This is a genomic window from Pseudosulfitobacter pseudonitzschiae (genome assembly GCF_002222635.1).
Taxonomy (GTDB): domain Bacteria; phylum Pseudomonadota; class Alphaproteobacteria; order Rhodobacterales; family Rhodobacteraceae; genus Pseudosulfitobacter; species Pseudosulfitobacter pseudonitzschiae_A.
Window position 1 is genome coordinate 22,215 of the sequence record NZ_CP022417.1, and the last position, 22,369, is coordinate 44,583.

General features: G+C 60.4%; 17 protein-coding genes and 2 pseudogenes. 9 read left to right on the plus strand and 10 right to left on the minus strand.

Translation table 11 applies throughout. The features are described from left to right. Positions 1-17: 17 nt before the first annotated feature. The 6 genes from SULPSESMR1_RS19720 (at position 18) to glnT (ending at position 8,209) form a co-directional block, all read left to right on the plus strand. A complete protein-coding gene (locus SULPSESMR1_RS19720) occupies positions 18-3,125 on the plus strand; it encodes an efflux RND transporter permease subunit (protein WP_089422788.1) in 3,108 nt (1,035 codons plus the stop codon). 55 nt (positions 3,126-3,180) lie between these two features. After that, positions 3,181-3,816, plus strand: a complete 636-nt coding sequence (locus SULPSESMR1_RS19725) for a helix-turn-helix domain-containing protein (RefSeq protein ID WP_089422789.1) — start codon at positions 3,181-3,183, stop codon at positions 3,814-3,816. A 99-nt stretch (positions 3,817-3,915) separates the two neighbouring features. Beyond that, on the plus strand, positions 3,916-4,836 hold the full coding sequence (locus SULPSESMR1_RS19730; protein WP_089422790.1) for a class II glutamine amidotransferase: 921 nt from the start codon (positions 3,916-3,918) through the stop codon (positions 4,834-4,836). A gap of 1 nt (position 4,837) precedes the next feature. Beyond that, positions 4,838-5,515, plus strand: a complete 678-nt coding sequence (locus tag SULPSESMR1_RS19735; protein WP_089422791.1) for a protein GlxC — start codon at positions 4,838-4,840, stop codon at positions 5,513-5,515. 10 nt (positions 5,516-5,525) lie between these two features. Continuing rightward, entirely contained in the window at positions 5,526-6,866 is a 1,341-nt protein-coding gene (locus tag SULPSESMR1_RS19740) for an FMN-binding glutamate synthase family protein (protein ID WP_089422792.1), read from the plus strand. Between the two features lie 20 nt (positions 6,867-6,886). After that, positions 6,887-8,209 (plus strand): type III glutamate--ammonia ligase, encoded by a 1,323-nt coding sequence (gene glnT / locus SULPSESMR1_RS19745; protein WP_089422793.1) that lies wholly within the window; start codon positions 6,887-6,889, stop codon positions 8,207-8,209. A 66-nt stretch (positions 8,210-8,275) separates the two neighbouring features. Here the strand turns inward: glnT and SULPSESMR1_RS19750 are convergent. The 6 genes and pseudogenes from SULPSESMR1_RS19750 to SULPSESMR1_RS19775 all read right to left on the minus strand — a co-directional run. Further along, positions 8,276-8,743, minus strand: a pseudogene (locus SULPSESMR1_RS19750) (IS30 family transposase); the annotation flags it as partial. 256 nt (positions 8,744-8,999) lie between these two features. Then, complete coding sequence (locus SULPSESMR1_RS19755) at positions 9,000-10,025, minus strand: IS110 family transposase (RefSeq protein WP_089422115.1); 1,026 nt, start codon at positions 10,023-10,025, stop codon at positions 9,000-9,002. Positions 10,026-10,108: 83 nt separating this feature from the next. Then, positions 10,109-10,648 (minus strand): annotated as a pseudogene (locus SULPSESMR1_RS19760) (IS30 family transposase); the annotation flags it as partial. A gap of 100 nt (positions 10,649-10,748) precedes the next feature. After that, entirely contained in the window at positions 10,749-11,936 is a 1,188-nt protein-coding gene (locus tag SULPSESMR1_RS19765) for a LarC family nickel insertion protein (protein ID WP_089422795.1), read from the minus strand. Next, positions 11,936-13,252: a lactate racemase domain-containing protein gene (locus tag SULPSESMR1_RS19770; protein ID WP_089422796.1), complete on the minus strand. Its 1,317-nt coding sequence runs from the start codon at positions 13,250-13,252 to the stop codon at positions 11,936-11,938. Before SULPSESMR1_RS19770 ends, SULPSESMR1_RS19765 begins: the two co-directional genes overlap by 1 nt. Positions 13,253-13,266: 14 nt before the next feature. Next, the gene (locus tag SULPSESMR1_RS19775; protein ID WP_089422797.1) at positions 13,267-14,772 is read right to left on the minus strand and encodes a UxaA family hydrolase; all 1,506 of its coding nucleotides are present in this window, start codon (positions 14,770-14,772) and stop codon (positions 13,267-13,269) included. A gap of 132 nt (positions 14,773-14,904) precedes the next feature. Between SULPSESMR1_RS19775 and SULPSESMR1_RS19780 the strand changes: the two genes are divergently transcribed. Continuing rightward, complete coding sequence (locus SULPSESMR1_RS19780; protein ID WP_205387931.1) at positions 14,905-15,696, plus strand: GntR family transcriptional regulator; 792 nt, start codon at positions 14,905-14,907, stop codon at positions 15,694-15,696. Positions 15,697-15,698: 2 nt separating this feature from the next. On the opposite strand, the gene SULPSESMR1_RS19785 is transcribed toward SULPSESMR1_RS19780, so the two are convergent. From SULPSESMR1_RS19785 to araD, 3 genes are read right to left on the minus strand one after another with little or no spacing between them, the layout of a single operon-like run. Next, positions 15,699-16,409 carry a ribonuclease activity regulator RraA gene (locus tag SULPSESMR1_RS19785; RefSeq protein WP_089422798.1) on the minus strand — a complete coding sequence of 237 codons (711 nt, stop codon included), beginning with the start codon at positions 16,407-16,409 and terminating at the stop codon, positions 15,699-15,701. Next, positions 16,406-17,326: a dihydrodipicolinate synthase family protein gene (locus tag SULPSESMR1_RS19790; RefSeq protein ID WP_089422799.1), complete on the minus strand. Its 921-nt coding sequence runs from the start codon at positions 17,324-17,326 to the stop codon at positions 16,406-16,408. The genes SULPSESMR1_RS19785 and SULPSESMR1_RS19790 overlap by 4 nt, the downstream gene beginning before the upstream one ends. Positions 17,327-17,337: 11 nt before the next feature. Continuing rightward, positions 17,338-19,077 (minus strand): L-arabinonate dehydratase, encoded by a 1,740-nt coding sequence (gene araD / locus SULPSESMR1_RS19795; protein ID WP_089422800.1) that lies wholly within the window; start codon positions 19,075-19,077, stop codon positions 17,338-17,340. A gap of 124 nt (positions 19,078-19,201) precedes the next feature. On the opposite strand from araD, the gene SULPSESMR1_RS19800 reads away from it, so the two are divergent. After that, on the plus strand, positions 19,202-19,975 hold the full coding sequence (locus tag SULPSESMR1_RS19800; RefSeq protein WP_089422801.1) for an HpcH/HpaI aldolase family protein: 774 nt from the start codon (positions 19,202-19,204) through the stop codon (positions 19,973-19,975). Here the strand turns inward: SULPSESMR1_RS19800 and SULPSESMR1_RS19805 are convergent. Beyond that, entirely contained in the window at positions 19,972-20,670 is a 699-nt protein-coding gene (locus SULPSESMR1_RS19805; RefSeq protein WP_162791856.1) for a GntR family transcriptional regulator, read from the minus strand. The two genes, SULPSESMR1_RS19800 and SULPSESMR1_RS19805, sit on opposite strands and share 4 nt — an antisense overlap. Before the next feature lie 172 nt (positions 20,671-20,842). Here SULPSESMR1_RS19805 and SULPSESMR1_RS19810 point away from each other — a divergent pair, with 172 nt between their 5' ends. Continuing rightward, a complete protein-coding gene (locus SULPSESMR1_RS19810; protein WP_089422803.1) occupies positions 20,843-22,366 on the plus strand; it encodes an aldehyde dehydrogenase (NADP(+)) in 1,524 nt (507 codons plus the stop codon). Positions 22,367-22,369 lie beyond the last annotated feature (3 nt).

Here is a 22,369-nt window from a genome sequence, read left to right on the forward strand (position 1 = left end):
CAGGATAAGACCCCGCCATGGCCCGTTTTTTTATCGACCGCCCGATCTTTGCATGGGTCATTTCGATCTTTATCATGGGGATCGGCATTCTGGCGATTGAATCGCTGCCCGTCGCCCAATATCCCAAGATCGCCCCGCCCACCGTCACCGTGCGCGCGGTCTATCCCGGTGCGTCGGCTGAAACGGTTGCGAACACCGTGACACAGGTGATCGAACAACAGATGACGGGCCTTGACGGTCTGCGCTATGTGTCGTCATCGTCAACTTCCGCGGGCGGCGCCAGCGTGACGCTAACCTTTGAGACAGGCACAGACCCCGACATTGCGCAGGTGCAGGTTCAAAACAAACTGTCCCAAGCCAGCGCGCTGCTGCCCGAAGTGGTCCAGCGCCAAGGGGTTACGGTTGAAAAGTCATCGGCGGGGTTCCTGATGGTTGTATCGCTGATTGCCAATAACGGCGGTTATGATGCCACCGATCTGGGCGACTATCTGGCAACCAATCTGGTCAATGAACTCAGCCGCGTCGAAGGTGTTGGCAGTGCGCAGGTCTTTGGGGCGCAATATGCCATGCGGATCTGGCTGGACCCGTCCAAACTGGCCGCGTTCGAACTGACGCCTTCGGATGTGGTTGCGGCGGTTTCTGCCGAGAACGCACAGATTTCCGCAGGAGCCTTTGGCTCGCGGCCTTCGGTTGACGGGCAGATGCTGAACGCCACGATTACCGCACAATCGCTGTTGCGCACGCCCGAAGATTTTCGCCAGATTGTTCTGCGTGCCGAAACCGATGGCGGGCTGGTGTTAATTAACGATGTGGCGCGGGTCGAGATTGGCGCCGAAAGCTACGCCACCGTGTCGCGCTACAATCGCAATCCCTCTGCTGGTCTGGCAATCTCGCTGGCCCCCGGTGCCAACGCGTTGGAAACCGCTTTCGCTGTCGAAGAACGCCTGGAAGAACTGGCGCAATTCTTTCCCGACGGGGTCGATTATGTGATCCCCTTTGACACCACGCCCTTTGTCAAAATTTCCATCGAAGAGGTGATCAAGACACTGGTCGAGGCGATCGTGCTGGTGTTCTTTGTGATGTACCTGTTCTTGCAGAACTTCCGCGCCACACTGGTGCCGACGCTGGCGGTGCCCGTGGTGTTGCTGGGCACTTTCGGCGTGCTGGCGGCCTTTGGCTTTTCAATCAACACGCTGACCATGCTGGCGATGGTGCTGGCCATCGGCCTGCTGGTGGATGACGCGATTGTGGTCGTGGAAAACGTTGAACGCATTATGGAGCAAGAAGGGCTCGGCCCCGTCGAGGCGACCCGCAAGTCGATGGACCAGATCACCGGTGCGCTGATCGGCATTGCCGTCGTGCTGTCTGCGGTCTTTGTGCCGATGGCGTTCTTTCCCGGATCAACGGGAGTGATCTATAAACAGTTTGCCGTCACCATCATCTCGGCCATGACCCTGTCCGTTATCGTGGCGCTGACTTTGACTCCGGCGCTGTGCGCGACCTTGCTGAAACCCAAGACCCACGCAAAACGGCGCGGTCCATTCGGCTGGTTCAACTCGGGTTTCAACAAGCTGATGACAGGATACGGCGCGACCGTGGGCAAGCTGGTGCGCTGGCGATTTGTGACGGGGCTGGCCTATATCGGCATCATTGTCGCAATGGGCCTGCTGTTCCTGCGCACGCCTCAGGGGTTCTTGCCCGAAGAAGACCAAGGGATTCTGTTCACCCTGATTCAGGCCCCTACAGGCGCCACCACAGAACGCACGCTGGACGTGCTGAAACAGGTAGAAAACTACTATCTTGAGCAGGAATCCGAGATTGTTGAATCGGTATTCGGCGTGGTCGGCTTTAGCTTTGCAGGGCAAGGACAGAACGTCGGCATCATGTTTGTGCGGCTGAAAGACTGGAAAGACCGCGAAGCTGCCAACCAAAGCGCACAAGCACTGGCGGGCCGTGCCTTTGGTGCGTTCAGCCAGATTCAGGACGCGATGGTGTTTCCCGTTGTGCCCCCCTCGGTGATCGAATTGGGCAACGTCTCTGGATTCGACTTTTACCTGCAAGCGCGCGGCGGGCAAACACATGAACAGTTGCTGAATGCACGAAACCAGCTGCTGGGCATGGCCGCACAAAGCCCCCTGATCGGATCCCTGCGCCCCAGCGGGCTGGAAGATGCAGCACAGTTCAAACTGGACATCGACTGGCGTCGCGCAGGAGCGATGGGTGTGACGGCAACCGACGTTGGGAACCTGCTAACGATTGCCTGGGCGGGGCGCTATGTGAACGACTTTATCGACGACGGACGCATCAAACGCGTCTACGTCCAAGGCGAAGCATCGGCGCGGGCGCTGCCATCTGATTTGGACAAATGGCGGGTGCGCAATGCCAGTGGCGGGCTGGTCCCGTTCTCGAATTTTGCCGACGCCAGTTGGGCCTTTGCGCCCCAAGGGATGACCCGCTACAATGGCGTATCCTCGATGCAGCTTCAGGGCACGCCTGCCCCCGGTTTCAGCACCGGTGAAGGCCTGGCCGAGCTTGAGCGCCTGGCGGGCCAACTGCCCCCCGGGTTCCAGATTGCACCCACCGGCCTGTCACTGGAAGAACAGGAATCGGGCAGTCAGGCGCCATTGCTTTACGGTCTGTCGCTGGCCGCGATTTTCCTTGCTCTGGCGGCCCTTTATGAAAGCTGGTCGATTCCCTTTGCTGTGATGCTCGCAATGCCCATCGGCGTGCTGGGTGCCCTGACGGGGGCCTATCTGGGCGGGTTCGAGAACGGTGTTTTCTTTCAGGTCGGCCTTCTGACGGTCATCGGTCTGACGGGAAAAAACGCAATTCTGATCGTCGAGTTTGCCCGTGACCGCCGCGCCGAAGGCGAGACAGTAATCGAGGCCGCAGTGGACGCAGCAAAACAGCGGTTCCGCCCGATCATCATGACCTCGATGGCGTTTTCTCTGGGCGTACTGCCGTTGCTTCTCAGCACCGGTGCAGGCTCGGGCGGGCGCACGGCAATCGGCAGTGGCGTACTGGCGGGGACCATATCGGCAACTGTGTTGGGCGTGCTGTTCGTGCCATTCTTTTTCGTGGTGATCTCGCGGCTAAGCCGCAGGGGCCGCGCGGAAACCGGTTGACCCCATTGCCAAACTGCTCCGCCGCCGCAAGGATGGCGGGGCTGCCAACAAGGGGATGCGCGTGCCCGATCCGATCCTGAAACAGAACCCGCACAACGTGCAGCCGCCCCGCGAAAAAGTGTTGGAGGTAGCAATAGGCCGCGCCGTGCGCGCCTTTCGCAAGCGGCAGGCGATCACCGTGGCTGAATTGTCTGCTGCCACCGGTCTGTCCAGTGGCATGCTGTCAAAGATCGAAAACGGCAACACCTCGCCCTCGCTGACCACGCTGCAGGCGCTGGCCAATGCGCTGTCGGTTCCACTGTCGGCTTTTTTCCGCGGCTTCGAGGACAGCCGCCGCGCAGTCCACACCCGCGCCGGGGCAGGCGTGGAAACCGCCCGCGCAGGCACCCGTGCGGGCCATGAATATACCCTTCTGGGCCACATCGGCGCCAACACCAGTGGCGTCATTGTTGAACCCTATCTGATTACCCTGACCAGCACATCGGATATCTTTCCCACCTTTCAGCACGACGGCATCGAAACGATCTATATGCTGGAAGGAGCGGTGGATTACCGGCACGGCGACGAAGTCTATCCGCTGCGTGCGGGCGACACTCTGCACTTCGAAGCAGATGCGCCGCACGGTCCCGAAGGGCTGGTCGAACTGCCTGCACGGTATCTTTCGATTATTTCTTACGCACAAGAGACCTGATTTCGCGCCTCATAGGAAACAAAGTTTCCTTTCAGTTGCTGCATTACACATTGCCTGCTAAATCTTTGCCCAACCATTGGCGCAAAGGAGCAGGGCATCATGTGTGGAATCGTAGGACTGTTTTTGAAAGACCCCGCGTTAGAGCCGCACCTGGGCGCGATGCTGACCGCTATGCTGGTTACCATGACCGACCGCGGGCCCGACAGTGCAGGCATCGCGATCTATGGTGATCCGATCGCGGGGATGGCCAAGCTGGTGGTGCAATCGGACGATCCGGCTACAGGCTTTGCCGGTTTGGCCGATCACCTGACAACCACCCTTGGGGCGAGGGTCGCAATGGATGTCAAAAGCACCCACGCTGTTCTGCACCTGCCCGAAGCCTTACTGCCGCAGGCCCGTCTGGCGCTGCCGCCGCAGGTGCGCGTCATGAGCCACGGCCAGACACTGGAGATTTACAAGGAGGTGGGCCTGCCCCTTGACGTGGCCAGCCGTTTCGACATCGCGCAAATGTCGGGCAGCCACGGCATCGGCCATACCCGCATGGCCACCGAAAGCGCCGTAACCACGATGGGTGCGCATCCGTTCAACACCGGCCCCGATCAATGTCTTGTGCACAACGGATCGCTGTCCAACCACAACGCCTTGCGCCGCAAGCTGACGCGCGCGGGCGTACATATTGAAACCCGAAACGACTCTGAAGTTGCTGCCGCCTATCTGACGTGGCGCATGGATCAGGGCGCAACTTTGGGCGAGGCGCTGGAAAGCGGGCTGGATGATCTGGACGGGTTTTACACCTTTGTCGTCGGCACCCGCGACGGCTTTGGCGTGCTGCGCGATCCGATTGCATGCAAGCCCGCGGTGATGGCCGAAACCGATCAATACGTCGCCTTTGGAAGTGAATACCGTGCGCTGGCTGATCTGCCCGGCATCGACACCGCCCGCACTTGGGAACCCGAACCTGCCACCGTCTACTTTTGGACGCGCGACAACACCCCCACCGCTACACCCAAGGCCGCCTGACATGCACACGATTGATCTGTCCGTTACCCCCCTGCGCGAGATGAACGCAACGCTGCAAGCCCTGACCGCCGACAGCAATACCCGCGTCTGGGAAATCGCTAATCCCAAGGGTGCCCACGCCATCGCCTGTGGTCTGGATGCCGGCATTTCGGTGACTGTAATGGGACACACCGGCTATTACTGCGCAGGTATGAACAAGCAGGCCGCAATCACAGTCAAAGGCTCGGCCGGTCCGGGTGTTGCCGAAAACATGATGAGCGGCACCGTCGTGATCGAGGGCGACGCCAGCCAATATGCCGGTGCCACTGGCCACGGCGGTTTGTTGGTGATCAAGGGCAATGCCTCGTCGCGCTGCGGCATCTCGATGAAGGGGATCGACATCGTGGTTCACGGCGACGCGGGCCATATGAGCGCATTCATGGCCCAGTCCGGAAATCTGGTGATCTGCGGCGACGCAGGCGAGGCATTGGGGGATTCCCTCTACGAGGCGCGCCTGTTTGTGCGCGGATCGGTCAAATCGCTGGGAGCGGACTGCATCGAAAAGGAAATGCGTCCCGAGCATATAGAAATCCTGACCGATCTGCTGGCCCGCGCAGGCTGTGACGCCAAGGCGCAAGAGTTCCGCCGCTATGGCTCGGTCCGACAGCTTTATCACTTCAACATCGACAACGCATACTGAAGGGCCAATCATGGAAGACCACCGCACACCGCCCCGCACGGTCCCAATTGCTTCGGCAACGTTTTCCGATCCCGTAACAGCCGAGATCCGCCGCGCTGCGGCCACTGGCATCTACGACATTCGCGGCGGTGGCGCTAAACGCCGTTTACCCCATTTCGACGACCTGTTGTTTCTGGGGGCGTCCATGTCCCGCTATCCGTTGGAAGGATACCGCGAACGCTGTGACACCTCGGTGACGCTGGGCACGCGGTTCGCCGCCAACCCGATTGAACTGGACATTCCGATTACTATTGCGGGCATGTCCTTTGGTGCGCTGTCCGGTCCTGCAAAAGAGGCGCTGGGGCGCGGGGCGACGCTGGCGGGCACGTCAACCACCACCGGCGACGGTGGCATGACACCCGAAGAGCGCGGCCATTCCAATCGGCTGGTTTATCAGTATCTGCCGTCGCGCTATGGTATGAACCCCGACGATCTGCGCCGTGCCGACGCCATTGAAATTGTCGTGGGGCAGGGCGCCAAACCGGGCGGAGGCGGGATGCTGCTGGGGCAGAAAATCTCGGATCGCGTTGCAGAAATGCGCAACCTTCCCAAAGGGATCGACCAACGTTCGTCTTGTCGTCATCCCGACTGGACCGGCCCCGACGATCTTGAAATCAAGATACTCGAGCTGCGCGAGATCACCGGCTGGAAGGTTCCGATCTACATCAAGATCGGCGGCGCGCGGCCCTATTTCGACACCACGCTGGCCGTCAAGGCTGGCGCGGATGTTGTTGTTCTTGACGGAATGCAGGGCGGCACGGCAGCAACGCAGGATGTTTTTATTGAACACGTGGGCCAACCCATTCTGGCCTGCATCCCCGAAGCGGTCCGCGCTTTGCAGGATCTGGGCATGCACCGCGAGGTGCAGCTGATCGTCTCGGGCGGTATCCGCACCGGCGCGGACGTGGCCAAGGCGATGGCGCTGGGGGCAGATGCCGTAGCCATCGGTACAGCGGCCCTGATCGCCCTAGGGGACAATGACCCGAAATACGAATCCGAATACAACGCACTTGGCACAACCGCAGGTGCCTATGACGACTGGCACGAGGGGCGCGACCCCGCGGGGATCACCACCCAAGACTTCGCCTTGACGGCACGCCTTGACCCGATCGAAGGCGGGCGGCGTCTGAACAATTATCTCAAGGTGATGACATTGGAGGCACAAACCATCGCGCGTGCCTGCGGCAAGTCACATCTGCACAATCTCGAACCAGAAGACCTCTGCGCACTGACGATGGAGGCCGCCGCGATGGCCAAGGTGCCGCTGGCTGGCACAGACTGGTATCCGGGCAAACCCGGCACTGCATATTGATACAGACAAAAGGGACAGACATGACCACAGACCTTGCCACATTCGCCAAGGACAACGGCGTCAAATATTTCATGGTGTCCTTTACCGACCTTTTCGGCGGGCAGCGCGCCAAACTGGTGCCTGCTCCGGCCATTGCCGGAATGCAGGAAGACGGAGCAGGCTTTGCCGGTTTTGCCACGTGGCTGGACATGACACCCGCACATCCTGACATGCTGGCCGTGCCCGACCCGTCCTCGGTGATCCAGCTGCCGTGGAAACCCGAGGTGGCATGGGTCGCCAGCAACTGCATCATGGAAGGTGCGCCGGTCGCACAGGCCCCGCGCAACGTGCTGCAAAAGCTGGTCGATCAAGCCGAAGCCAAGGGCCTGTATGTTAAAACAGGCATTGAGGCCGAGTTTTTCCTGCTGACCCCCGATGGGTCTGAAATCAGCGACCCCTACGATACTGCAGAAAAGCCGTGTTACGACCAGCAAGCGGTCATGCGCCGTTATGACGTGATCGCAGAAATCTGCGATTACATGCTGGAACTGGGCTGGGAAGCCTACCAGAATGACCACGAAGACGCGAATGGCCAGTTCGAGATGAACTGGGCTTTTGACGATGCCATGCGCACCGCAGACAAACATTCGTTCTTTAAGTTCATGGTAAAATCGGTGGCGGAAAAGCACGGGTTGCGTGCGACTTTCATGCCCAAACCTGTTGCAGGGCTGACCGGCAACGGTTGTCATGCGCATATCTCGGTCTGGGACGAAACGGGCACGGTCAATGTTTTTGCGACCGACAGCGGCGCGGGACAGGTGGGTGAGGTCGGGTTGTCTCCGGACGGCGGGCATTTTCTTGGCGGCATCATGAAACACGCAAGCGCGCTGGCAGCGATCACCAACCCCACTGTGAACAGCTACAAGCGGATTAATGCACCGCGCACGGTTTCGGGGGCCACATGGGCGCCCAACACGGTCACTTGGACGGGCAACAACCGCACCCACATGGTCCGCGTTCCAGGACCGGGCCGGTTCGAATTACGCCTGCCGGATGGTGCTGTGAACCCGTATTTGTTACAGGCGGTCATCATCGCCGCCGGTCTGTCAGGTCTGGAGGCCAAGGCCGACCCCGGCCCGCGTCATGACATCAATATGTATGAAGAAGGCCACACCGTAACAAACGCGCCCAAGCTGCCTCTAAACCTGCTGGACGCGCTGCGCGCCTTTGACACCGACGCAGGTCTGAAATCCGCAATGGGCGATGCGTTTTCTGCCGCATTCCTGAAGCTTAAGCGGCAGGAATGGGACAGCTATACCGCCCACTTCAGCCAGTGGGAAAAGGACAACACGCTGGACGTTTGATTGCCGGCACAGGCAATTGTTTGTGAGTTCCATTCTGATTGCATCGGTTTGCGTGGGTAGGGTACTTCATCCCCGCTCCAGTTTCATCAGTTCATCTCGAAACGCTTCGGCCGGGGTTCGATAACCGAGGCATTTGCGCGGTGTCTCGTTCAGGCGGTCGCAAATCGACTTCATATATCGACTTGGGAGCGCCAGCAGAGCAGTGTCTCGTGGCAGGTATCTGCGAATCCGTTTGTTCATATTCTCGACTGATCCTTTCTGCCACGGGGCCTGTGGATCACAGAACCAAGATTTGGTTCCCATGCCTTTGTGCAGTTCGCGCCAGGATGTGAACTCAAACCCACGGTCGAACGTAATGCTGCGACGGGCATCAGCGGGCAGGGGCGACATCTCGTTGATCAGCTTGTTCATGAGAGGGCGTGACTTGCGGTCGTTGTTGCGCAGCAGCAGCGTGTAGCGGGTCTTACGTTCTATCAAAGTCGCCACGTTGGCATTGCCTTGAGCGCGTTCAAAGATCATCAAGTCGCCTTCCCATGTGTGGATGCCCGCTTTGATGCAAGAAATATTATCAACGGTTTGAACATGTGATCGGGTACGGTCATGTGTCAGGCCTCAGATTGCGGCGTTTCACATGCCGCGGGCCGGTATGGCGATGCGAAGGTCAGGTCCATATCAATGACACGAGCGCTAAGCTCTCTGGGAAGGCCTGGTTTTCCTAACCTCGATCTAGTCGATCATTTGTCCTTACTGTCTCAATGTCCTTCTCACATCATACCGAGCGATGCAGCCTTTAGGCTACCGCGATCGGATCTCGATAATCTTCGTGTTTCGTCATCATCGCCCAAATGATGCGCGCCGTTTTGTTGGCGAGCGCGATGGCTACCAGCATGCGAGGCTTACGCTCTAACATTTGCTCAAGCCATGAGCCTTTGGGTGGACCATTTTTAATCGCCCATCTGATCCGTGTCATGGCCCCAATTATCAGCAGTCGCCGAATGTCGCGCTGCCCCATCTTTGATGTTCGCCCTAACACTTGGCGCCCACCTGTCGATTTCTGAACCGGGACCAGACCAAGCCATGCCGCAAAATCCCGGCCGCGTTTGAAGCCTTCCAACGGCGGAGAGAATGCCTTGATCGCCATTGCACTCACAGGACCAATACCGGGCGCGGTCTGTAGTCGAATCGTCTCTGGGTCGGACTTCGATTCCTCTTTTAGACGCCGCTCTATCGTAACGACTTTGTCGGTGAGCACATTAAGCTGATCCAGATGGACACGGCTGAGTTCAATAACGATTGAAGGCAGGTCACAATCCGGGCTTTCTATCTGTTCTGCTAGTTTCTTCACAAAGTTCCGACCGGGAGGGGCGATGATGCCATACTCCATCAAATGGCCGCGTAGCGCATTGATGATGGAGTTACGTTGCCGAACAAACAAATCCCGTGTCTTGAAGATCATCGAACGGGATTGCTGTTCAGCTGATTTAACAGGCACAAACCGCATGGTCGGTCGGACTGCCGCTTCGGCAATAGCCTCTGCATCATTGGCGTCATTCTTCTGACGCTTGACGAATGGCTTCACGTAGATCGGCGGGATCAGACGAACATCGTGGCCCAGCTTCAGGATCTCGCGACCCCAATAATGCGAAGAGGCACAAGCCTCCATCGCTACCACGCAAGGCTGCTGCTCACTTAAAAACTTCAAAAATTGCCCCCGCGACAGCTTCTTGCGGAACACAGGTTCGCCGACAGCCGTCGCGCCGTGCGCTTGGAAAACGGACTTTGCCAAGTCGACGCCGATCATTGTAACTTCATTCATGGTTGCCTCCAGTTTGGTGCTTTCAACATCACCACTATGGCACAGTTTGATGCCGGTTCCGGGGTGGGGCATCCACACCATCAGTTGCCAAACTGGCTACGGTTGTTGATCTCGTCGGGGCGATTGTGAATGCTTATTTCCAAGGGGAACACACGATCACGGGCCTTGCGGGCGTAGCGTGGTTTGCGCTTCCTCTGGCGCTCGGGCAGATACCGGCCAAGTTCCTGAGACTGGCCGCTTTCAGAATAGACGTACTGATAGATTGTCTCGTGGCAAATCCGGTAAGGAGGACACGGTTCGATTCTAAGCCGACCTGCGATTTGTTCGGGCGACCAGCCGTTCTTCAATTTGCCGATCACTTCGTTGCGTAAATCCTCATGCCGTTCCAATTTACGGCGCTTCAGGTAACGCCGATCTGCGAGCGTTTGCGCTGTCACATGCCAATAGCCATCAGCCTGCGGAACTTCCTCGTCGTGCCACCAGTTGCGCTTGATCTCGCGGTGGATCGTTGAGCGATCTCGACCAAGCGTTTCTGCGATCTTCGTCTTCGTGGCTTTCGCTTGGAGCATTGTCGCCAAGATTCTGCGTTCATCTAAGTTCAATTTGCGGTAGGGTCGTCTCATCACATCCTCCTGATCTGCATCAGAAATTTATCCAGTGATGCAATCCAAAATGGAATGTGCCCTTGTTACATCAGATTTACGCATAATCCATATTATGTAATTAATCTTCCATCTCACCCGCGCGCGCGGCCATGCGGCGGGCGGCCAATGTCACGCTTGCATCCAGATCATCGCTTTCGACTTTCAGCGTATCGTGGCCCGCAGGGCGACGGCTGCGTTTGCGGCGCTGGCCGTCTGGCGCAATCTCGGTGTTGCGCGGCAGGATCAGGCGGTCAACGACAGTTCGGCGCAGCCCAAGGGTCGAGGTCAGGTCAAACACACGCGCCGCCACTGCATCGGCGTGGTCGGGTCGCACCAACAATTCCATGCGCACCACGGGGCGCGATTTCTTGCCCTGAGCGGTCAGCAGTATCGCATCCACCACACCCGCATCGGCGCGCAGCGCGTCGGTGGCAGCCCCCAGTTCCTCGCCGGTCATATCGTCGATGTCGCAGGCCAGTTGCACCAACTGGTCTTGCAGAACCCCGCTTTGGGCGGTGTCAAACATGGTGACCCGCAAGATGTTGGGAAGCCCTTTCATGACACGGGTGCCTGCGCCTGATCCCGTCGCAGACAGCCGCCCTGGTGGACGTGTGCCGTGGGTGCTCCCTGTGACGTGCGCCAGAATAGCGGCCCCCGTTGGTGTGACCCGTTCGCCTGCGATACCATCATCGTGCCAATCATATCCTTGCAATATCAACGCAGTGGCGGGCGCGGGCACCGGCAGCTTGCCATGCGCGGTGTCGACCAGACCACCCCCTAGCGGCAGCGGCGCCAGACTGAAGCTCGCCCCCTCCAGCGCCGCGCAGATGCTGCCCGCCGCCGTCACATCCATCAGCGCATCCCAATCCGCGATCTCGTGAAAGTGCACGCGGTCGATGGGGATGTCGTGCACCTGAGCCTCGGCTTCGGCGATGCGGTGCAATATGTCGCAGGCCGCCTCGGCGGTGCCCTGCGACAACGGAGCCGCCTCCAGCAACGCGCGCATCGCCTTGTAGGTCGTATCGGCCCCGTGCCGCGCAGCGGTGCCGCCCGTCGCAAGCACCAGCTTGAACTGGCGCGACATGATGCCGGATGCCACATGTTCGGTCAGCTCTGCGCGCCCCACTTCGACAGGTAAAACGAGCGCGACATCCGCCAGCACGCGCGCCGTCAGGTCAGGACGTGCATGCAGCATCGCGGCGATGAACATATCCCCCGCAGCGCCGCCAACAGGGTCCAGGTGCACATGCAATCCCTTACCCGACATCAGTGCGCCTCCGGCCACGGGTTGACCAGACGGCCATCCTCGAACTGCATCTCTTCCAATTCGCCTATCACCTCGAAACCGGGACGGTCCCGCAGCTCGGGCAACATCGCTTCGGAGGCATAGAGATACTCCAGCTTCAGCGTATTGGGGATGCGCAGCAGGCGCGGATTGGTGATGTCTTCGGCACCGCTGGTTTTCACCACCGTTTGAATTGCGCTGCGGGCGCAGGGCATGACCATCGGCAGTTTCGCCTGCATCAAAACCTGCGATGTCAGACAGTTGGCATAGACCGCCTCGCGGTCGAACGCCTCTTCGATCTGCGACGTGATGACATCGGCACGCGCCGCCCCGTTGCCGTTGCCATTGCTGCGCGGTGACAGACCAAGCGCCACCAGCCGCGAAATATGCAGATGCACCTGCATCTTCTGGCTGGAAAAACGGTGGGTGATATTGGGGTCCATGCCGGTGCCGGAAAATTCCTTGCCGATCTCGTCCACGATCAGCACGTCCAGCGTGCCCGACGCAGTAGGCTGGTCCAGCGGCCCGACGGGCAGACGCGGCATGTTGGCCATCGCCTCTTGCAGCAGCGGTGCTTCGGCCTCCAACATCCCGTCACTGTCCAGAACCTCGACCCGCGCCAGTTCGTCATAGGCGTTCTCGATGGTACCGATACCAAACAGAACCTTGCAGCGTTCCAATTTCATCCGCGCCATATGCGCCACAAATATTCCGACGTTATCAATCCCGCGCGCATGGCAGTTTTCAGCGCCTGATTGCTTGCCAAGGCCAATCGACAGCATCTTAGCCAGCCCGCTTTCGTTGGGCGCGCGAAAGGAGGTGTGCGGCTTGATCCGGTTGAACAGGATGATGCCGTCGGCAGCGTTGGCATGGCGGTCCATGCGCACCGACATGCCGTTGTCCAGCACGCCGATCTCGTCGGTTTCCATCGACGACCGTATGGGGCAACCGATGACCTCTTCGGTCACGCCCAGCTTGGCCAGAAGTGCCGTCTGCCCCTCGGCGGTCGCTCCTCCGTGGCTGCCCATCGACGGCACCACGAACGGATCTGCACCGCGCGCGCGCACCTGCGCCACGATGGCCGCTAGCAATTCGGGAAAATCCGCGATGCCGCGACTGCCTGCGGTGATGGCGATGGACATGCCCGGTTTGATCTTGCCCACACAGGCAGCGCCGGCCATCGCATCGCGCACAGCCGCAGCAGGATCGCCCGCGCGGGCGGCGGCAAAACTCTGACGACACAGCGCGATACGCGGCAGCAGGGTGTCCTGAACCAGTTTCACATAGTCGGGTGTCATCACGATCTTCCTTTTCAGCCTGTCACGCCAATCGGCCAAGGGGCGAATTCTTCTTCTCCGACGCCAAGTGCTTCGGATTTGCTGGCCTGCCCCGACGCCACCGCCAGTATATGGTCGAAAATCTCCTGACCCAGCCCGGCAATTGTCTGCTCTCCGTCGATCACGGTGCCGCAATTGATGTCCATATCGTCCTGCATCTGCGTGAACATCGGCGTGTTCGACGCCAGCTTGATCGTCGGCGCGGGGTATGAACCAAAGCACGACCCCCGCCCCGTGGTAAAGCAGATCAGGTTGGCCCCGCCCGCAATCTGCCCTGTCGCCGATACTGGATCAAAGCCGGGGGTGTCCATAAAAACCAGCCCCTTTTGCGTGACAGGCTCGGCATAGCGGTAGACTTCCATCAGTCCGGTGCTGCCGCTTTTCTTGGCCCCGCCCAGCGATTTTTCCAGCACGTTGGCCAGTCCGCCCGCCTGATTGCCGGGGCTGACGACGCCGTTGATCTGCGTGTCACGGCCTTTGGTATACTCCAGCCACCAGTCCATGCGTTCGACCAGCTTGCGACCCACAGCCTCGGATCGTGCGCGACGCGTCAGCAAATGTTCAACGCCGAAAATTTCGGGCGTTTCCGACAGGATCGCAGTGCCGCCATTGCGCACCAGAATATCAGCCGCCGCACCCAGCGCAGGGTTGGCCGACAGCCCCGACAGCCCGTCCGAGCCGCCGCATTGCATCCCGATGGTGATATGTTCCGCCGAACAGGGCTCGCGGCGCACAGTGTTGGCCGCATCCAGCATGTCGCGTACGGCAGCTTTGCCCTCGGTGATGGCGCGCGCCGTGCCGCCCACATGTTGCATGGTCACGGTTTTCAGCATCTTGCCTTCGGCAAGGCTCTGTTCCTCGAAAAACTGCGCCAGATTGTTGCGCTCGCAGCCCAGTGACAACACGACGGCGCCCGCCATGTTAGGGTGACGGATATAGCCTGCCAGCGTGCGCCGCAGCAAGTCCATCGGCTCGCCCGTCATCTCCATACCGCAGCCCGAATCGTGGATGAACGGCACCACGCCATCGACGTTGGCCCAATCTTCCATGCGCTCTTCGTCGAAATAGTTGCCGATCTTGCGCGCCACCGTGGCCGAGCAGTTCACCGTCACGAACAGACCGATATAGTTGCGCGTGCCCACCTGACCGTTGTCGCGACGGATGCCCATGAACGTGGCACGCCGGTCCGGCGGCAGAATGTCGGTGGGCGCATAGTCGCGACCAAAGGCATAATCCTTGTCCACCGCGTCGAATTTGATGTTGTGACTGTGCAACCAGTCACCCGCCGCAATGTCCTGGGCCGCATAGCCGATGACCGTCTCGAATTTCAGGATCGGCGCACCGCTCTGGATCGGGCGGATTGCAATCTTGTGGCCTTGGGGTGTGTCGTGATTGGCGCTGACGCCGTGTTCGGCCAGCACTGTACCTTGGGCAATCGCGCCGGTGGCGACCACAACGTTGTCACCCTCGGACAACAACATAACCCTTGCAGTGCATTCGTGTGCTGTAATCCGACTGTCCATCTGGTGTGCTTTCGTTAGAGTAAAGAAAAGACTTCGGGTTCGGGATGCGAACTGATATATTAGGTTTAACAAGAACAAAGTACCGTCGCAATGAATGAATCCACCAAAGCGCACCCCAGCGTATCACAAACCAAAGCCATGCAGCTGCTGCCCAAGGGTATTCGCGGCACCGATGCCGACATGGCTCTGTTCGAGGGCGGCCCGACCGGACGCGGTGTCTATGACAGTCTGCGCGACCAGATCGTCAAGCTGGACCTGCCGCCAGGCACACCGCTGCTACGGACCGAACTGGCAGAAACCTATGGTGTCAGCCTGACGCCGCTGCGCGACGCGTTGCAACAATTGGCCAAAGAGGGACTGGTGCGCATCTTTCCACAATCGCGCACGCTGGTCACGCCAATCAACATCACCGCCATCCGCGAGGCGCAATTCATGCGCATCGCGCTGGAAACCGAAGTGGTGCGCGAGCTGGCCCGCGAGATTGCCCCCGACGATCTGGCGCGGCTGCGCAGCATCGTTGCCTTGCAGGCCAGCATCGGTCAGCATCCGGGTGATATTCCGACATTTCAGGAACTTGACGAGGTGTTTCACCAGACATTGTTCATCGCCGCCCGCCATGTCCAGACCCAGCGGATCATGCGCAGCCACGCAGGACATCTGGAACGGCTACGGCGTCTGTATCTGGAAGATTCAGACGATGCGGGCCGTGCGGCCAACAATCAGGCGGTGGTTGATGGGCACACAGCAGTTCTGGACGGAATTGCCGAAGGCGATGCCGCCCGTGCGATGGATGCGCTGCGCCGCCATTTGAAACGCACCGTCGACCGCATCGCCGACAAGCGTGCAGCCTTTCCCGAATATTTCGCACCGGAAAAGGCATAGCTTCAACGGTTGTTGGCCTTGCGCCACTCCGCGAATTTATCAAGGTTCTCTTGTTTTGTTCCAGGGTAAAGGCCAATAATGCCAGCGCCCCCTTTGACCTGCTCGACAACAAAATCCTCATAGGCGGTCATTTCCACAGCCTCGTCCGCGACCTCGTCCGCGATACCTGCGGGGATGACAATTACGCAATCGTCGTCGCCCACCACAATATCGCCCGGAAACACCGCCGCATCGCCACAGCCAATGGGGCCGTTGATTTCGATGGCTTCGTGCAGGGTCAGGTTGGTCGGGCTGGACGGACGGTTGCAATAGCACGGTATATCCAGCCCCCCGATCGTTGCCGCATCGCGCAACCCGCCATCGGTCACCACCCCTGCCCCGCCCCGCATCATCAGACGGGTGATCAGAATGTCGCCGGCACTGGCGGCACGGGGGTCTTTGCGGCTGTCCATTACCAGAACATGCCCTTCGGGGCAGGTTTCGATCGCCACCCGCTGCGGATGTTCAGGGTTGCGGAATTCGACCAACTGGTTGCGGTCTTCGCGTGCGGGCATATACCGCAGTGTAAAGGCAGGGCCGACCATATTGCGCCCCTTGCGGGCAACCGGCCCCACTTCCTGAATCACCTGATTGCGCAGGCCGCGTTTGTACAGCGCGGTCGCCAACGTCGCCACCGACACGTTCATCAGCTTTTTGCGGGTTTCGGGGTTCATGCCGCTTTCTCCTGCAAGGCTTTCAAATTGTTGGTCGCAACAAACCCGTCCAGCACCGCCTGCTGCTGATCGGTCAGCGGCCACGCCGACGGCGGGCGCGTCGGGCCGCAGTCCAACCCGATAGCCATCAACCCCGCTTTGACGCCCGTCACATTGGTGCCATTTTGCTCTTCCGCGCGGATGTCTTCAAACGCACGCATCCCGTCGATCAGGTGGTTGGCGGTGGGATAGTCGCCGCCGTCCAGGGCCGCGTGAATGTCCATCGACCGCTCGGGCCAGACGTTTATCAGCCCTGAGGTGAACCCCCGCGCACCCACAGCATAAAGCGGCGGCGCCCAGACTTCGGCCAGCCCCCCGACCCAGACGATGTGATCGGGGCATACTTCGATGGCGCGTGCCAGATTCAGCGGATTGGGCGTGGCCCATTTCACACCCTTCACACCTTCGACCTCGCACAGGCGCGCGATACCGTCAGCCCCCATCGCGTCGTTGCGCAGATACAGCATGACAGGCAGCCCGCCAGAAGCTTCGCGCACCGCCTTGATGTAATCAACCGTGCCACGGGGTGACACAAAGGGATCGGGCGGCTGGTGAATCATCAGCGCATCGGCGCCCGCATCCGCACTGGCACGGGCTAGCACACAGGCGTCACGAATGCCGCGCCCGACACCCGCCAGCAACGGCGCACGGCCCGCAACCATCTGCGCAACCTCGCGCACCATCGTACAAGCCTCGTCTGTGGTCAGCGCGTAGAATTCACCGGTGTTGCCGTTGACCACCGGTATATGCACGCCCGCACCCAACGCCCGATCAATGATCGGGGCCAGCTTGTCGGGCGCAATGTCGCCTTCGGTATCATAGGGGGTGACCAGAATACCCGAGATGCCAGTCAGTGCCTGTTCAAGATTGTGGGTCATCGGAATACCTTTTAGTGAATGTCCGGCTCGGCCGCGGCCGCCCCGAATTGCGTTGTCAGATAATCGAAATCACAGCCCTGATCGGCCTGCCCGACATGACGCTGGAACATATAACCCCATCCGCGTTCATAGCGCGGTGCAGGGGCCACCCATACGGCACGGCGGGCGGTGATCTCGTCTTCGTCCACCAGCATGTCCAGCGTCCGCGCCTCAAGGTCCATTCGGACAATATCACCGGTTTTCAGCAGCGCCAGCGGGCCCCCGATGAACGCTTCGGGGGCCACATGCAGGATACACGCGCCATAGGATGTGCCCGACATCCTCGCATCGGAAATCCGCAGCATGTCGCGGTGTCCCTGCTTCAGCAGCGCCTTGGGCATCGGCAGCATCCCCCATTCTGGAAAGCCGGGGCCACCTTGGGGCCCCGCGTTGCGCAGCACCAGAACATGATCGGGCGTCACGTCCAGATTCTCGTCGTCGATGGCCGCCTTCATCTCGGGATAACTGTCGAAGACCAGCGCGGGGCCTTCGTGGTGGTAGAATTTCGGATCACAGGCCGCGGGCTTGATGACTGCACCATCGGGGCACAGGTTGCCACGCAGAACGGCCAACGACCCTTCTTTATAGACAGGGTTCGACAGCGGGCGGATCACGTCGTCATTATAGACGGGTGCGCCCGCAATCCCGTCCGCCAGCGGCTTGCCCGTGCAGGTAATCGCATCGCGGTCCAGTTTGTCGCCCAGTTGGTCCATCAATGCGCGCAACCCCCCTGCGAAATAGAAATCTTCCATCAGGTATTCGGCCCCCGACGGGCGGATGTTGGCGATCAGCGGTGTGGTGCGCCCCAGCGCGTCCAGATCATCCAGTTCCAGCGACACACCGGCACGGCGTGCCATCGCCAGCAAGTGCACAACCGCGTTGGTTGAACACCCCGTTGCCATCGCCACAATCGCCGCATTGCGCACAGCGGCGGGGGTGATCACCTTGTCCGGCGTCAGATCCTCCCAGACCATATCAACAATGCGCCGCCCGCACGATGCGCTCATGCGTTTGTGGCCCGCGTCCGCCGCAGGGATCGACGATGCACCGGGCAGGCACAGGCCCATCGCTTCGGCAATCGCGGTCATCGTCGAGGCCGTGCCCATCGTCATGCAGTGGCCGTAGGACCGCGCGATGCCGCCTTCGACACCCACCCATTCCTCTGATGTAATCGTACCGGCGCGCCGCTCGTCCCAGTATTTCCACGCATCCGATCCCGACCCCAGCGACTTGCCCGCATAATTGCCGCGCAGCATCGGACCCGCAGGCAGAAAGATAAACGGCACACCCGCGCTGATCGCCCCCATCGTCAGACCGGGGGTGGATTTGTCACAGCCACCCATCAGCACCACACCGTCCAGCGGATGCGACCGGATGGTTTCCTCGGTCTCCATCGCGATCATATTGCGGTACAGCATCGACGTGGGTTTGGTAAAACTCTCGTCGATCGAGATGGTAGGGATTTCCAACCCCAATCCGCCCGCCTGCGCGATGCCCTTTTTCACATCTTCGGCGCGGTCGCGGAAATGCAGGTGGCAAGGGTTCATCTCGGACCATGTGTTCAGAATGCCGATAACGGGGCGGCCTTCCCAGTCTTCAGGGCTCAGCCCCATCTGCATCATCCGCGACCGGTGGCCAAAGCTGCGCAGGTCGTCGGGGCCAAACCAGCGCGCACTGCGCAACTGGTCTGCGGTTTTCTTGTGCTGGCTCATCCTGACCTCCCCGGATCGGTACAAATTTGTCGTAATTTAGCCGGGAAACTCCCAGCTTGTTCAAACTAATATATTACCGTATCACACTAGATGTCGAGCCTGTTTTGAAAAAGGATGCCGGAAAATGTCTCTTCCCACGCTGCGCCAAACCCTGACCCGCAACAGCCGCAGGGTGGGCTATTGGCTCTCGCTGTGTTCGCCCACAGTTACCGAGATCGCAGCAGGCAGCGGGGCCGACTGGCTGCTGGTGGATATGGAACATGCGCCCAATGATTTAAGCCAGATCAGCGATCATCTGCGTGCAGCGAATGGCGCGCCGAGCGCTGCTGGTGCCGAAGTGGTCGTGCGCCCGCCCGTGGCCGACCAGACCATGACCAAACGTCTGCTGGACATTGGCGTGCGCAACCTGATGTTCCCAATGATCCAGACCGCACAGGACGCCGCCCGCGCTGTGTCATGGACCCGCTATCCCCCGCAGGGCGTGCGCGGTATCTCGGCCACGATCCGCGCCAACAACTATGCGCGGCAGGGTGACTATCTAGCAACCTATGCCGATGCGCTGTGTATCATCGTGCAGGTCGAAACCCCCGAAGCCGTGGACAACATCCCCGCCATCGCCGCCACACAAGGCGTCAACGCGATCTTTATCGGGCCGGGCGATCTGGCGGCGTCGATGGGGCACACGGGCGACACGATGGCATCCGACGTACAGGCCAAGATTGCCGACGCGCTGGACCTGATCCATGATGCCGGCTTGCCTGCGGGCATCCTTGGCTATGGTGATACTGCGGCCAAACGCTATTTCGACATGGGGTTCGAATTTGTCGCCGCTGCGGGTGACGCATGGCTGATGGCACAGCAGATGGACCGCATGGTGCGTGACCTGAAACAGCCCTAGCTGAAGAAATCCCGATGCGTGTCGCGCAGGGTTTCTACCCGCGACACCGTACGGCTTAGGTGGTCGCGGACTGCGGCGGCGGCGGCATCGGCGTCGCCCTGCGCAATCGCGTCCAGAATGGTGCGGTGACCCTGTAAGATATAGGCGATCTTGGCCGCATCGGGCGGGTCCAACCTGCGCACGCGGTTCAGATGCCCCGACCGCGCCTGTATCATTGCGTACAGATTGCCCTGCCCCAAACCCTCATACAAAGTCTGGTGAAACACCTCGTCCAACTCCTGAAACATCAGCAGTTGTCGAGGATCGTCGCGCACCACCTCTTGCATCCGCAGGGTGGCATCGGCACGGGCCAGCACCTCTGTACTGTCGCGCTGTGCCAGTTGGCGGGCCACCTCAACCTCGACCGCCAGCCGCAGAAAATGCGCCTCGTAGATTTCGGGAATGTCGATCTTGGTGACCACGGTCCGCGACTGGGGAAAGACTTTAACCAGCCCTTCTTGTTCCAGTCGTTGCAGGGATTCGCGGATCGGCGTCTGGCTGGCATCGTAATAGGCCGCCAGATCACCGCGCAGCAAAGCCGTGCCCGGCGGCAGCTCAAGCGAGATGATACGCCGCCGCAAGTCGTCCAGCACCCGCGCCGCCGCCGACCCCGTGGGGCGCGGACTATGACCCGTTGCGGTCCGAAGCGCGGTCATGGTGAAAATCCTGTGTCGTCCATCTGCACTTTTCTCCCGTTTAGGCCATGGCCCGCCCGCCGCGCAACCGGCGGCGGTGTTTGGTTGACGTTTCTTTGCGACTAAAATATTAGTCCACATGAGCGGCGCAGTAAAGTTTGCGCTGAAACACGGATTTTCAAGGAGTCACTCCATGACTGATTTTGCCCCCCACGGAAAACACCTGATCGCTGGCGAGTGGGTCGCTGGAGAAACCACATTTGAAAACGAGCCCGCCAGCGGCGCCAGCGACACGTTCTCGGTCGGTACCCCTACACACGTCGACATGGCATGTGCCGCCGCAGAAGACGCGTTCTGGTCCTACGGCTATTCCACCCGCGCCGAACGCGCCGCGTTTCTGAACGCCATCGCGGACGAGATCGAAGCCCGCGCCGAAGCAATCACCGACATCGGCAGCCGCGAATCCGGTCTGCCCACAGCGCGCCTTCAGGGTGAACGAGGCCGCACCACGGGCCAGTTGCGCCTGTTCGCAGAACATATCACCGGCGGTGCCTATCTGGATCGCCGCGTTGACGCTGCCCTGCCAGACCGCCAGCCCGCGCCACGCCCCGAAATCCGCCTGATGCAGCGGCCCATCGGCCCTGTCGCGGTCTTTGGCGCGTCGAACTTTCCGCTGGCCTTCTCGACTGCGGGGGGCGACACCGCAGCTGCACTGGCCGCAGGCTGTCCCGTCGTGGTCAAGGGCCACTCGGCCCATCCCGGCACCGGCGAAATCATCGCCGAAGCAATCCATGCCGCCATCAAATCCTGCGGCATCCATCCCGGAGTGTTCTCCCTCATCCAGGGCGGAAAACGCGACGTGGGTCAGGCGCTGGTCCAACACCCGCTGATCAAGGCCGTAGGTTTCACCGGATCGCTGGCCGGTGGCCGCGCGCTGTTCGACCTGTGCGCCCAACGCCCCGAACCGATCCCCTTTTTCGGCGAGCTGGGTTCAGTCAACCCGATGTTCATCCTGCCCAATGCCGCATCGGCACGCGGCGCTGAAATCGGCACAGGCTGGGCAGGTTCGCTGACAATGGGCGCAGGCCAGTTCTGCACCAACCCCGGCATCGCCGTGGTGGAAAAAGGGGCCGATGGCGATGCCTTCGTAGCCGCCGCAAAATCGGCACTGGAAAAGGCCGACGGACAGACGATGCTAACCGATGGCATCGCAAAAGCCTACCGCGACGGGCAGGCCCGCTTTACCGGACGCAACGCCGTGAAGCCGCTGCTGGAAACCAAAAGCGAGGGGCGCACCGCAAACCCCAACCTGTTTGAAACCGACGCCGACACCTATCTGCAGGATCACGCCTTGGGCGAAGAAGTGTTCGGGCCGCTGGGTCTGGTCGTGCGCGTCAACTCTGCCGACGACATGCGCGAACTGGCCAAAGGTTTCGAAGGCCAACTGACCGCCACCATCCACATGGACGACGCCGATGCCGATGCCGCGCGCGCGCTGCTGCCGGTTCTGGAACGCAAGGCCGGTCGCGTGCTGGTCAACGGCTTTCCCACCGGTGTGGAAGTCAGCGAAGCGATGGTACACGGCGGCCCCTACCCTGCGTCGACAAACTTTGGCGCGACCTCGGTGGGCACCATGTCCATCCGCCGCTTCCTGCGGCCGGTGTCCTATCAGAACGTGCCCACGTCGATCATGTCCGACGATCTGCGCGACGTCTGAGAC

What these genes read in the sequence shown, in the direction of transcription:
- SULPSESMR1_RS19810 (WP_089422803.1), top strand. Translation starts at nt 20,843, where the DNA reads ATGACTGATTTTGCCCCCCACGGAAAACACCTGATCGCTGGCGAGTGG.
- SULPSESMR1_RS19770 (WP_089422796.1), bottom strand. Translation starts at nt 13,252, where the DNA reads ATGACACCCGACTATGTGAAACTGGTTCAGGACACCCTGCTGCCGCGT.
- SULPSESMR1_RS19720 (WP_089422788.1), top strand. Translation starts at nt 18, where the DNA reads ATGGCCCGTTTTTTTATCGACCGCCCGATCTTTGCATGGGTCATTTCG.
- SULPSESMR1_RS19805 (WP_162791856.1), bottom strand. Translation starts at nt 20,670, where the DNA reads ATGACCGCGCTTCGGACCGCAACGGGTCATAGTCCGCGCCCCACGGGG.
- SULPSESMR1_RS19790 (WP_089422799.1), bottom strand. Translation starts at nt 17,326, where the DNA reads ATGACCCACAATCTTGAACAGGCACTGACTGGCATCTCGGGTATTCTG.
- SULPSESMR1_RS19800 (WP_089422801.1), top strand. Translation starts at nt 19,202, where the DNA reads ATGTCTCTTCCCACGCTGCGCCAAACCCTGACCCGCAACAGCCGCAGG.
- SULPSESMR1_RS19765 (WP_089422795.1), bottom strand. Translation starts at nt 11,936, where the DNA reads ATGTCGGGTAAGGGATTGCATGTGCACCTGGACCCTGTTGGCGGCGCT.
- SULPSESMR1_RS19755 (WP_089422115.1), bottom strand. Translation starts at nt 10,025, where the DNA reads ATGAATGAAGTTACAATGATCGGCGTCGACTTGGCAAAGTCCGTTTTC.
- SULPSESMR1_RS19780 (WP_205387931.1), top strand. Translation starts at nt 14,905, where the DNA reads ATGAATGAATCCACCAAAGCGCACCCCAGCGTATCACAAACCAAAGCC.
- SULPSESMR1_RS19775 (WP_089422797.1), bottom strand. Translation starts at nt 14,772, where the DNA reads ATGTTGTTGTCCGAGGGTGACAACGTTGTGGTCGCCACCGGCGCGATT.
- SULPSESMR1_RS19725 (WP_089422789.1), top strand. Translation starts at nt 3,181, where the DNA reads ATGCGCGTGCCCGATCCGATCCTGAAACAGAACCCGCACAACGTGCAG.
- SULPSESMR1_RS19740 (WP_089422792.1), top strand. Translation starts at nt 5,526, where the DNA reads ATGGAAGACCACCGCACACCGCCCCGCACGGTCCCAATTGCTTCGGCA.
- SULPSESMR1_RS19785 (WP_089422798.1), bottom strand. Translation starts at nt 16,409, where the DNA reads ATGAACCCCGAAACCCGCAAAAAGCTGATGAACGTGTCGGTGGCGACG.
- araD (WP_089422800.1), bottom strand. Translation starts at nt 19,077, where the DNA reads ATGAGCCAGCACAAGAAAACCGCAGACCAGTTGCGCAGTGCGCGCTGG.
- SULPSESMR1_RS19730 (WP_089422790.1), top strand. Translation starts at nt 3,916, where the DNA reads ATGTGTGGAATCGTAGGACTGTTTTTGAAAGACCCCGCGTTAGAGCCG.
- glnT (WP_089422793.1), top strand. Translation starts at nt 6,887, where the DNA reads ATGACCACAGACCTTGCCACATTCGCCAAGGACAACGGCGTCAAATAT.
- SULPSESMR1_RS19735 (WP_089422791.1), top strand. Translation starts at nt 4,838, where the DNA reads ATGCACACGATTGATCTGTCCGTTACCCCCCTGCGCGAGATGAACGCA.